This window comes from Streptomyces sp. SID14436, from assembly GCF_010548465.1.
In the GTDB taxonomy this organism is placed as follows: domain Bacteria; phylum Actinomycetota; class Actinomycetes; order Streptomycetales; family Streptomycetaceae; genus Streptomyces.
This window is the reverse complement of record NZ_JAAGMD010000165.1, coordinates 1-10,309: the sequence shown is the minus strand read 5'-3', so window position 1 is coordinate 10,309 and position 10,309 is coordinate 1. Positions and strand designations below refer to the sequence as shown.

Annotated in this window: 12 protein-coding genes; 6 read left to right on the top strand and 6 right to left on the bottom strand. The window is 73.9% G+C overall.

Features of this window, described 5'->3' with window-relative positions; translation table 11 throughout:
- Positions 1 to 80: 80 nt before the first annotated feature.
- Positions 81 to 1,022: an SGNH/GDSL hydrolase family protein gene (locus G3I53_RS06325; RefSeq protein WP_164438096.1), complete on the bottom strand. Its 942-nt coding sequence runs from the start codon at positions 1,020 to 1,022 to the stop codon at positions 81 to 83.
- 157 nt (positions 1,023 to 1,179) lie between these two features.
- On the opposite strand from G3I53_RS06325, the gene G3I53_RS06320 reads away from it, so the two are divergent.
- Together G3I53_RS06320 and G3I53_RS06315 are read left to right on the top strand one after the other, a co-directional pair.
- Entirely contained in the window at positions 1,180 to 1,974 is a 795-nt protein-coding gene (locus G3I53_RS06320; protein WP_164336323.1) for a VOC family protein, read from the top strand.
- 63 nt (positions 1,975 to 2,037) lie between these two features.
- Positions 2,038 to 2,748 carry a ribonuclease H gene (locus G3I53_RS06315; RefSeq protein WP_031102004.1) on the top strand — a complete coding sequence of 237 codons (711 nt, stop codon included), beginning with the start codon at positions 2,038 to 2,040 and terminating at the stop codon, positions 2,746 to 2,748.
- Here the strand turns inward: G3I53_RS06315 and G3I53_RS06310 are convergent, their stop codons facing one another.
- Together G3I53_RS06310 and G3I53_RS06305 are read right to left on the bottom strand one after the other, a co-directional pair.
- A complete protein-coding gene (locus G3I53_RS06310) occupies positions 2,749 to 3,570 on the bottom strand; it encodes a tyrosinase family protein (RefSeq protein ID WP_164336325.1) in 822 nt (273 codons plus the stop codon).
- A 35-nt stretch (positions 3,571 to 3,605) separates the two neighbouring features.
- Entirely contained in the window at positions 3,606 to 4,022 is a 417-nt protein-coding gene (locus G3I53_RS06305; protein ID WP_164336327.1) for a tyrosinase cofactor, read from the bottom strand.
- Positions 4,023 to 4,394: 372 nt separating this feature from the next.
- Here G3I53_RS06305 and G3I53_RS06300 point away from each other — a divergent pair, with 372 nt between their 5' ends.
- Together G3I53_RS06300 and G3I53_RS06295 are read left to right on the top strand one after the other, a co-directional pair.
- Complete coding sequence (locus G3I53_RS06300) at positions 4,395 to 5,621, top strand: FAD-dependent monooxygenase (protein ID WP_164336329.1); 1,227 nt, start codon at positions 4,395 to 4,397, stop codon at positions 5,619 to 5,621.
- 12 nt (positions 5,622 to 5,633) lie between these two features.
- Positions 5,634 to 6,617, top strand: a complete 984-nt coding sequence (locus tag G3I53_RS06295; protein WP_164336330.1) for an aldo/keto reductase — start codon at positions 5,634 to 5,636, stop codon at positions 6,615 to 6,617.
- Between the two features lie 10 nt (positions 6,618 to 6,627).
- Here G3I53_RS06295 and G3I53_RS06290 read toward each other — a convergent pair whose 3' ends face one another.
- Positions 6,628 to 6,972, bottom strand: coding sequence for a hypothetical protein (locus G3I53_RS06290; protein ID WP_164336332.1), 345 nt, complete (start codon positions 6,970 to 6,972; stop codon positions 6,628 to 6,630).
- 144 nt (positions 6,973 to 7,116) lie between these two features.
- Between G3I53_RS06290 and G3I53_RS06285 the strand changes: the two genes are divergently transcribed.
- Positions 7,117 to 7,614 carry a DUF6328 family protein gene (locus G3I53_RS06285; protein WP_031102010.1) on the top strand — a complete coding sequence of 166 codons (498 nt, stop codon included), beginning with the start codon at positions 7,117 to 7,119 and terminating at the stop codon, positions 7,612 to 7,614.
- A 37-nt stretch (positions 7,615 to 7,651) separates the two neighbouring features.
- Here G3I53_RS06285 and G3I53_RS06280 read toward each other — a convergent pair whose 3' ends face one another.
- Both G3I53_RS06280 and G3I53_RS06275 read right to left on the bottom strand, forming a co-directional pair.
- Complete coding sequence (locus tag G3I53_RS06280; protein ID WP_164336334.1) at positions 7,652 to 8,077, bottom strand: SsgA family sporulation/cell division regulator; 426 nt, start codon at positions 8,075 to 8,077, stop codon at positions 7,652 to 7,654.
- A gap of 116 nt (positions 8,078 to 8,193) precedes the next feature.
- The gene (locus G3I53_RS06275; protein WP_031102012.1) at positions 8,194 to 9,165 is read right to left on the bottom strand and encodes an LLM class F420-dependent oxidoreductase; all 972 of its coding nucleotides are present in this window, start codon (positions 9,163 to 9,165) and stop codon (positions 8,194 to 8,196) included.
- 71 nt (positions 9,166 to 9,236) lie between these two features.
- Between G3I53_RS06275 and G3I53_RS06270 the strand changes: the two genes are divergently transcribed.
- A partial coding sequence (locus G3I53_RS06270; RefSeq protein ID WP_164438095.1) for a serine hydrolase domain-containing protein occupies positions 9,237 to 10,309 on the top strand: 1,073 nt, incomplete at its 3' end.

The window sequence follows — 10,309 nt, the reverse complement described above, 5'->3', positions numbered from 1 at the left end:
CGGTCGAACGGTTTTCCCGCCGCGCTCCCGTGCGCAGCCCGCGCCTCCGGCTGACCCGCGCCCGCCGGCCCGGGTGCGGGTCAGCCGGAGGCGCGGGCGTGCTCCCCGATCGCGCGGGTGATCTCCCGGGCGATGCGCACGATCCCGGGGGAGGTCACCGGACACGGCCTCGGTGTCGAGGTGGTGGGCGCCAGACAGAAATGGAGGTGGTCGTCGTCCCGGTGCAGGGCCGTCCGGTCCCGCCCGGGCTGGGTGCAGTACCCCTCGTGGGAACGCTCGTGGGCGGTGCAGGGCAGATACTGCGCCCAGGTGTACCGCCCGCCCTCGGGGCTCACCGACCGTCCCGCGTCGGCGACCAGGTCACCGGAGGCGGCGGCCCGTTCGCGGTAGAGCGCGTTCACCCGGCGGACCCGGTCGGGCGTCATCGGGTCGGGGCCCTGCAGCACCCACACGATGCGGGGCCGGCCGGCGCCGCCCGCCGCGTGGATCTGCTCGGTGAGCCGCCGCGCGTCGGCCGCGTACCGGCGGAAGTACGCCTCCTTGGCGGTGGCGTGGGAGACGCCCTTCATGCAGGGGGTGTAGTCCCAGGCGTTGCCCCAGAACTGCAGCACGACGTAGTCCGGCCGCACGCGGCGCACCAGCGCCGCCGCCTTGTCCGCGGCCGGCACCAGGGAGCGGCCGGGGGTCCCTTCCAGGTAGTCGCACAGGGTGGTGCCCGAGTAGGGGGCGCTGGTGTACCGGGCACGCAGGTCCGCGCGCAGTTCGCGCCCGAGCACCTGCCGGCTCTCCATGGCGAGCGAGTCGCCGAGGTACAGCACCGACGGCGGTCGTGCGGGCGCGGCGTCCACCGTGGCCGGCGCCGTGCCGGCGGAGGCGGTGGCGGCGGGCCGCTGGTGCGTGGTGGCCGGCGCCGCGGGCGACGCGGACGGCGGGGGGCCGGCCGCCGGTTCCGACTCCGGGTCCCCGCACCCGCCGAGCACCACGGCGCACAGCACCCCACCCACGATCCACGCTGTGCGCACAGGGCGACTCCCACCACGGCCGGCGAACGGCCCTCAGGCAAGCACACAGCGGCCGAGGGCGGAAGACCGTCTCCCGGCCACTCGGCGCGCGCGGCGGGGCGGCCGTGGCTAGCGTGGAGAACCGGACCGATCGCCCGTGCGGAAGAGGGTCGCCGTCATGGCCGTACAACCCGAGGGAGCCCCCTGCTGGGCCGACGCGATGTTCAACGACATCGAGGGAGCGAAGAGGTTCTACGGAGAGGTCCTCGGCTGGACCTTCGGCGACACGTCGTCGGAGTACGGCAACTACACCCAGGCGTACGTGGACGGGAAAGCGGTGGCGGCCGTCGTGCCGCCCATGCCCGGACAGGAGGGCTCCTCGCAGTGGTGCCTGTACATCGCCGCCGAGGACGCAGCCGCCGCTGCCACCCGGATCCGGGAGCACGGCGGCGAGCTGCTGATGAACCCCATGCCGGTCGGTGACTTCGGCACGATGTGCCTGGCCCGGGACCCCGGCGGGGTCGTGTTCGGCGTCTGGCAGGCCGGTACGCACGAGGGGTTCCAGGCGATGGCCGTCCCCGGCGCCTACTGCTGGGCGGAGGTCTACACCCGGGACCCGGACGCCTCCGACGCCTTCTTCCCCGCCGTCTTCTCCTACCGGCAGAAGCAGCTGACGGACGAGATGGACTTCCGGATCTACGACCTGGGCGAGCAGAGCGTCCTCGGCCGGATGCGGATGACCGACGACTTCCCGCCCGAGGTGCCGCCCTACATCAACGTCTACTTCACCGTCCCCGACTGCGACGCCGCCGTGACGCGGGCCGCCGAACTGGGCGGCATCCTGAGGTTCGGGCCGATGACGACGCCCTTCGGACGGTTCGCCGCGATCAGCGACCCGCAGGGCGCGAACTTCTCCGTGATCGACATCACCACCACCGAGGGCACCTTCCCGGACACCGCCGACGTGGACTGACGTGGACCGGGCACCGGCCCGCGCCCGGAAAAGGGCCGCGCGGGAGGGCACGGCGGCCGTGGCATGATCGGGGCCATGGGTGAACGATGGGTGGCCGCGTGCGACGGCGCGTCGAAGGGGAATCCCGGACCGGCCGGCTGGGCCTGGGTGATCGCCGACGACTCGGAGACCCCGGTGCGCTGGCACGCCGGCGCGCTCGGCAGGACCACCAACAACGTCGCCGAACTGACCGCCCTGGAACGGCTGCTGGCGGCCACCGACCCCGCCGTGCCGCTCGAGGTCCGGATGGACTCGCAGTACGCCATGAAGGCCGTCACCACCTGGCTGCCCGGCTGGAAGCGCAACGGCTGGCGCACGGCGGCCGGCAAGCCGGTCGCCAACCAGGAACTCGTGGTGCGCATCGACGAGCTCCTGCGGGACCGGTCGGTCGAGTTCCGCTACGTCCCCGCCCACCAGGTGGACGGGGACCCGCTCAACGACTTCGCCGACCGCGCCGCGAGCCGGGCGGCCACCGAGCAGGAGGACGCGGGCAGCGAGCTGGGCTCACCGGAGCCGCCGCCCGCCCCGGACACCCCGCCCTCCGGCGCCGCCCGGCGCGGAAAACCGGGCCGGGCCGGCGCGGCCGGGACGCGCAAGGGCGGCTCCGCCCGCACCCTGAAGGCGAAGTTCCCCGGCCGCTGCGTGTGCGGGCGCTCCTACGCGGCGGGGGAGCCCATCGCCCGGAACGACGGCGGCTGGGGCCACCCGGAGTGCCGGACGGCCCGCAGCGCCTGATCAGGCGTCGAAGGTGTAGTGCGGGGTGTGGTCCAGCAGCGCGGCCGGGGTCGTGTCGTGCCAGGGCCGCATCGTCTCGTCCAGGTCGACGACGTCCGGGGTGCCGGTGGCCGGGAGGTAGCCGGACCCGGGGTGCCGGCGCTGCCACTCGGACCACAGCTTGTCGATGTAGGCGTGGTGCAGCCAGAACACCGGGTCGTTGGGGGAGGCCCCGGTGGCCATGTGCCCGCCGACCCAGACGTGCACCCGGTTGTGCAGATTGACGCCCCGCCAGCCCTCCAGGTGGTTGCGGAACCCGTCCGACCCGCTGTTCCAGGGCGGCATGTCGTACGTGGGGATGGACAGCACGGACTCCACGTCGGCCCGCGTGGGCAGGCGCAGGCCGCCCGCGCCGAGGGCCCGCCGCAGGTAGGTGCGTTCGTCCACCCGCACCGCGATGGGCCAGTTGCCGGTGGACGCGGCGAACGGGCCGTCCGTCACCCGGCCGTCCCGGTTGCGCCCGCTGCCGCCGAGGAAGTCGGGCGCCCACAGGGAGGACCGCACCGAGGAGTTGGTGGTCCAGTCCCAGTACGGCAGGGCCACCGACGCGTCCACCGACTGCAGGGCCCGTTCGAACTCCAGCAGGAATCTCCGGTGCCAGGGCAGGAACGACGGGGAGCGGTGGCCGGTGCGCGGGCCGTGATCGGTGTCGGAGACGATGAAGTCGTTGTGGGTGGAGACGAACGCGTCATAGCGGCCGGAGCGCTTCAGCTCCAGCAGGGCGGCGACGAAACGGCGCTTCTCCCCGGCGGTCAGCGACGCCTGGTTCTTGCGGACGGTCATGTGCGGTGGTGCTCCCAACGTGCGGACGGCACGGTTCAGTTGGCGGCGGTGGTTGCGGCGGTGGCGCTCGTGGCGGGGAAGGGCAGGAGCGGGGAGCCCTGCAGCTCGTCGACCGCGGCGCGGGCGGCGGCGCGCGGGGTGGGGACCGGGTCGTAGTGGCTGACCACGCTGATCCAGGTGCCGTCGGCGTTCTGCATCACGTGCAGCTCCACCCCGTCGACGAACACCGCGACCGGGGGCCCGCCGTGATGGTGGTGCCCGCCGCCGGAGGCCGGCCGGCCCTGTATGCGGCGGCCCTTGTAGACCTCGTCGAAGGAGTCGGGGGAGGAGTGGTGACCGTGGTCGTCGTCGGCGGCGGCGCGCGCGGTGGTGCCGTGGGCCGCGGCGGCACCCGCGGTGACGGTCAGGGCAGCGGCGGCGGTGAGCGCACGGCGACGGCTGAGTTCGGGCATGGGACCTCCTGGGCGGGGCGGATGCGTGGGGGGACCCCGCATGCCTACCGGGTCCGCCGGTCACCGGAGAAATCCCCACGGACCGGTTGGCTACGATCCGGGCAATTCATCCCATGCGGTACAGAGTTGAACGAAGATGATCTTGCTGTGCCCGGGGTGCGGAGCGCGGCGGAACGGGCAATTCCTTGCGTGCGCGGCGCCCGGCGCGCCGATCCTTGGCCCGCCGTCGCCCGTGCCGTGGCGTCCGTCACGCCGTGAGGATGACGCGATCGCGGACCCGTGGATCCCCCGCCCCCGCCTGCTACTCTGCGTGCGCATCCGACCGCTGTCCGTCATGTCCGGTTTTCCGGGCATCCCAGAGTCCCCCCAGAGGTGCGCGTGAAGGTCGTCTGCGTCGGCGGCGGGCCCGCCGGTCTGTATCTCTCCGTCCTGCTGAAACTCCACGACCCCTCCCACGACGTCACCGTCCACGAACGTGGCCCGGAGGGCTCCACCTACGGCTGGGGCGTGACCTACTGGCGGCCCCTGCTGGAGCGCCTGCGCGCGCACGACCCGGAGTCGGCGCGCGCCATGGAGGCCCACTCCGTGCACTGGCGGGAGGGCGTCGCCCACGTCCGCGACCAGGAGCGGGACCTGACCACGCGGCACCGGGGCGACCAGGGGCACGGCATCGGACGCCACCGGCTGCTCGACCTGCTCGCCGACCGCGCCCGCGGTCTCGGCGTCCACCTCGCCTTCGGCAGCGAGATCCCGGCCGACCGGCTGCCCGACGCCGACCTGGTGGTGGCCGCCGACGGCGTGCACAGCGCCCTGCGCACCCGCCACGCCGACCATTTCGGCACCCGCCTCACCACCGGTCCCCACCCCTACATCTGGCTCGGCACCACCAAGGTCTTCGAGGCGTTCACCCACTCCTTCGTGCGCACCGAGCACGGCTGGATCTGGTGCTACGGCTACCCCTACGGGCCCGGCCGCAGCACCTGCGTGATCGAGTGCGGCCCCGGCACCTTCACCGGCCTCGGACTCGACCGCGCCGGGGAGGCCGACGGACTCGCCCTGCTGGAGAAGATCTTCGCCGACGTCCTCGACGGCCACCCCCTCACCGGCCGCACCGGCACCGGCGGGGCCGCCCGCTGGGAGACCTTCCGCACCGTCACCAACCGCACCTGGCACCGCGGCAACCTGGTCCTGGTCGGCGACGCCGCCCACACCACCCACTACTCCGTCGGCGCGGGCACCAGCCTCGCCCTGGAGGACGCCGCCGCTCTCGCCGCGGCCCTGCGCGACCAGCCCGACGTGCCCCGCGCACTCGACCGCTACGAGCGCGAACGCCGGGCGGCCCTGCTGCCCGCGCAGAGCGCCGCCCGGCACAGCGCCCGGTGGTACGCGGACCTCCCGCGCTACATCGGCCTCCCCCCGGAGCAGATGTTCGCCCTGCTCGGCCAGCGCCACTCACCCCTGCTGCCGTACGTCCCGCCCCAGCTGTACTACCGGCTCGACCGGGCGGCCGGACGCCTGGAGCCCCTGCGGCGGTTCAAGCGATGGGCCGGTCCGAGGCTGGCCCGGCGGGCTCAGCACCGCGCCGACCGGCACGGATGACAGACTGGCCGCATGGACGAGCGCACTTTCGAACGATCCGGTCAGCACGCCTCGGTGATCGGACTCGGTACCTGGCAACTCGGCGCCGACTGGGGCGACGTGGACGACAAGCAGGCCCTCGCGGTCCTGGAGGCCGCCGCCGAGTCGGGGGTGACCTTCTTCGACACGGCCGACGTGTACGGCGACGGCCGCAGTGAACAGACCATCGCGTCCTTCGTGAGCGGCCGGCCCGACCTGCACGTGCTGATCGCCACCAAGATGGGACGCCGGGTCGAGCAGATCCCGGAGAACTACGTCCTGGACAACTTCCGCGCCTGGACGGACCGCTCGCGCCGCAACCTCGGTGTCGACCGGCTCGACCTGGTGCAGCTGCACTGCCCGCCCACCGCCGTCTACTCCCGCGACGAGGTGTTCGACGCCCTCGACACCCTGGTCGAGGAGGAGCGCGTCGCCGCCTACGGCGTCAGCGTGGAGACCTGCGCCGAGGCGCTGGCGGCGATCGCCCGGCCGAACGTGGCGAGCGTGCAGATCATCCTCAACCCGTTCCGGATGAAGCCGCTGCGCGAGGTGGTGCCCGCGGCCCGCGAGGCCGGTGTCGGCATCATCGCCCGCGTCCCCCTCGCCTCCGGCCTGCTGTCCGGCAAGTACACCAAGGACACGGTCTTCCCCGAGAACGACCACCGCACCTTCAACCGGCACGGCGAGGCCTTCGACCAGGGTGAGACGTTCTCCGGGGTCGACTACGCCACCGGGGTCGAGGCCGCCGCGGAGTTCGCCGCGCTGGCCCCCGAGGGCTACACCCCGGCCCAGCTCGCGCTGCGCTGGATCGCCGGCCTGCCGGGCGTCACCACCGTCATCCCCGGCGCCCGCTCCCCGGAGCAGGCGCGGGCCAACGCCGTCGCCGCGCGCCTGCCGGAGCTGTCGCGGCAGACGCTCGACGCGATCGACGACCTCTACGCCCGGCGCATCCGGGACCACGTGGAGTCCCGCTGGTAAGGACGGACGCTCACGGCTCCAGGAGCAGCTGCCGTTCCTGCTCCTGGTCGCCGGCCGACGCCCCGTCGTCGCGGACGGTGAACGCCTCCGCGAGGGTGTCGCTCGCCCGGCGCACCGCCTCCGGCGTGCCCTGCACCGTCACCTCCACGGGCGCCGCCAGCCGGGCGGCGCCCGTGCTCCCCGGCCCGGCCTCCCCGTGGTCCTCCGCGCCGAACGTGGCGGTGCGCACGGTGGCCCGGTCGTCGGAGGGGAGCCCGTCCGACGCCCCGAAGGTCCCCTCCAGGACCCGGACGACCGCGCGTGCGTCGTCGACGCCCCCGCCGCTCAGCGTCACGGTGAGCTGGGTATCGGACATGGCTCCACAACCTCCCGGCCTCGGTGTCGTAGCCGTCCGTGTAACCGCGCCCCCGGCCGCCAAACCGGTGGCGGGCGGCGCGGGGAAAGCCGACGTGGACGGGGAACCCGAGGGGAAGGCGGGCCCCAGACACCGGGAGGCGGCGTGTCCGACGCGGAGCAGGGCGAGGTCAGGCGCAGAGGGCGCAACGAGACCGAGGACGAGAGAGCGGACCGGATGTGGGTCGAGCTGATCCAGGAGGTCCGCGTCGCCCAGATGGGCGTGCAGATCCTCTTCGGCTTCCTGCTGACCGTCGTCTTCACGCCGAAGTACGACGATCTGTCCGACACCGATCAGACCATCTACATCGTCACCGTCGTCCTCGGCGCCTGCGCCACCGGGGCGCTCATCGCACCGGTCTCCCTGCACCGCCTCGTCTCCGGGCGGCGCATCAAGGCCCAGGCGGTGCGGCTGGCGTCCGGGCTGACCCTGCTCGGCCTGTTGCTGCTGCTCGCCACCACCAGCGCGTCCCTGCTGCTGATCCTGCGCGTGGCCACCCACGACGGCTTCGTCCCGTACCTGGTGGCCGGGGTGGTGTTCTGGTACCTGCTGTGCTGGTTCGGGCTGCCGCTGTACGCCCGCTACCGGCACACCACACGCTGAGCCGCGCCCGCGCCGTGCTCTGCGGGGCGGGGGCCGGTCAGCGTCCGGCGAGGACGTCCGCCAGGAAGTCGTCGACGCCGGCGTCCTCCTGGCCCGGCGCCACCACCCGCCGGGTCTGAGCGAGGAACTCGCCGACCGTCTCCGCCCAGGCGTACACCACCGCGTGGTGCCGGCCCCCGTCCGGGCGGGGCTCGCCCAGGAACTCCATGCGCAGCTCCCGGCCGACGCCCCGGGCCTGCGGCGACAGCCGCACGTCCCCGACGCCCACCGGGCCGAGCAGGCCGTCCGCGACCATCTCGCGGTCGAGCTGCCAGCGCGCCAGGACCCGGCCGTCGTGACTGAAGACCACGGTGACGGCGAACGGGTCGGCGGGGTCGTAGCTCAGGTGGGCGAGCACGGGGAAGCGGTCCGAGTCGCCCGCCTGGAGCTCCACCACCAGGGTCTTGTGCACGATCGGGTTCACGAAAGGGCCTCCGGGACGCGTACCGACGTAGAGCCCTCTAGTACCCCGCATCCCGCCGAGATGCTCAGTCGTCCGGGTGAATCTCCGGCCGGCCCGCGCCGGAGGGGGCCCGCGGGTCAGCCGAAGGCGTTCCGCAGGGCCGGGAGCAGCGTCTTCTCCGCCCAGTCGAGGTAGGCGGGCTGCGACTCGCCGCCGACCTGCACCAGCGCGATCTCCGTGAACCCCGCCTCCGCGTAGGGGCGGACCGCCTCCACGAAGTCGTCCGGGTCGTCGCCGCAGGGGATGGTCGAGGCGACGTCCTCCGGCCGCACGAACCGGGTGGCCGCCTCGAAGGAGTCCGGGTGCGGCAGTTCGGAGTTGACCTTCCAGCCGCCGGCGAACCAGCGGAACTCGGCGTGGGCCCGGCGCACGGCCGCCTCCCGGTCGGGGTCGTGGCACACCGGGAGCTGGCCCACCCGCGGCTTGCCCGTGCCGCCGTGCCGGTCGAAGGCGTCGAGGAGCCCGGCCTCCGGCTCGGTGGCGATCACCAGGTCGGCGAGGCGTCCCGCGAGGGCGCAGGAGCGCTCGCCGGAGACCGCGAGACCGATCGGGGGCGGCTGGTCCGGCAGGTCCCACAACCGGGCCGACTCCACGTCGAAGTGCGTGCCGCGGCGGTTGACGTGGCCGCCCTCGAACAGCGCGCGGATGATCTCCACCGCCTCCTCGAGCATCTCGTGCCGCACGTCGACGGACGGCCAGCCGCCGCCCACCACGTGCTCGTTGAGGTTCTCGCCCGACCCGAGCCCCAGCCGGAACCGGCCCTCCGACAGCAGTTGCACGGTCGCCGCCTTCTGCGCCACCACCGCCGGGTGGTAGCGGAACGTCGGACACGTCACGTACGACATCAGCGGGATGCGGGAGGTGGCCTGGGCGGCGGCCCCCAGCACGCTCCACGCGTACGGGGAGTGGCCCTGGGCGCGCAGCCACGGGAAGTAGTGGTCCGAGGTCACGGAGAAGTCGAAGCCCGCCTCCTCGGCCCGCACCACGTGGTCGACCAGCTCACGCGGCCCGGCCTGCTCGGTCATCATCGTGTATCCGATCTGCACCATGATGTCCGGGTCCCCGTCCGCCCCGTCCGGAAACGGTGGATCACCCGGCCGCGGCCGGGCAGGATCGCGGCATGAGTGCCGATCCGCTGCCCACCTCCGCACCCGCCGCCCAGGGCGTGGACGCCGCAGGTGTCCACGCCTTCCTCGACGCCCTCGAAGCCGCCCCCGACATCGAACCCCACAGCCTGATGATCCTCCGGCACGGGAAACTGGTCGCCTCGGGCTGGTGGGCGCCGTTCGCCGCCGGCCGCCCGCACCTGCTGTACTCGCTCAGCAAGAACTTCACCGTGACCGCAGCCGCCCTCGCAGAGGCCGACGGCCTGATCGACTTCGACGCTCCCGTGATCTCCTACTTCCCCGAGTTCGCGGCGGACGTCACCGACCCCCGCAGCCGGGCGATGCGGGTCCGCCACCTGGCCTCCATGGCCAGCGGCCACGAGGGCGAGACCGTGGACGCCGCCTACGCCCGGGACCCCGCCGAGCCCGTGCGCGGATTCCTGCTCCTCCCGCCGGACCGCGACCCGGGCACCCACTTCGCCTACAACCAGCCCAACACCTACACGCTGGGCGCGATCGTCCAGCGGGTCACCGGCGGGTCCCTCACCGCGTACCTGCGGCCCCGGCTGCTGGACCCGCTGGGCGTAGGCCCGACCGGCTGGGTGCGCGACCGCACCGGACGCGAGATCGGCTTCAGCGGGCTGTACGCGACCACGGACGCGGTCGCCCGGCTCGGCCGGCTGTATCTCGACGACGGCGTCCGCGACGGGCGCCGGCTGCTGCCGGAGGGCTGGGCCGCCCGCGCCGCGCGCCCGCACATCGCGACCGCCGGCGCCCTGGGCGGGGACCAGCGGCAGGACTGGGACCAGGGCTACGGCTACCACTTCTGGATGTCCCGGCACGGATACCGGGGCGACGGGGCCTACGGGCAGTTCTGTCTCGTGCTGCCCGAGCACGACGCCGTGATCGCCGCGACCTCGGCGACCGAGCGCATGCAGGACTACCTCGACCTCGCCTGGCGGCACCTGCTGCCCGCCTTCCACCCCGCACCGCTCACCGGCCGGGACGCCCAGGACGCGGCGCTGCGCGACCGGCTCGACCGGCTCGCCCTGCCCCCGGCCCCGGGCGCCCCGGTGCCGCCGGGCCG

Excerpts from the sequence above, each read along its gene's own strand:
- G3I53_RS06315 (WP_031102004.1), top strand. The coding sequence starts at position 2,038 with ATGATCGGGGCCATGGGTGAACGATGGGTGGCCGCGTGCGACGGCGCG.
- G3I53_RS06320 (WP_164336323.1), top strand. The coding sequence starts at position 1,180 with ATGGCCGTACAACCCGAGGGAGCCCCCTGCTGGGCCGACGCGATGTTC.
- G3I53_RS06275 (WP_031102012.1), bottom strand. The coding sequence starts at position 9,165 with ATGGTGCAGATCGGATACACGATGATGACCGAGCAGGCCGGGCCGCGT.
- G3I53_RS06295 (WP_164336330.1), top strand. The coding sequence starts at position 5,634 with ATGGACGAGCGCACTTTCGAACGATCCGGTCAGCACGCCTCGGTGATC.
- G3I53_RS06305 (WP_164336327.1), bottom strand. The coding sequence starts at position 4,022 with ATGCCCGAACTCAGCCGTCGCCGTGCGCTCACCGCCGCCGCTGCCCTG.
- G3I53_RS06310 (WP_164336325.1), bottom strand. The coding sequence starts at position 3,570 with ATGACCGTCCGCAAGAACCAGGCGTCGCTGACCGCCGGGGAGAAGCGC.
- G3I53_RS06290 (WP_164336332.1), bottom strand. The coding sequence starts at position 6,972 with ATGTCCGATACCCAGCTCACCGTGACGCTGAGCGGCGGGGGCGTCGAC.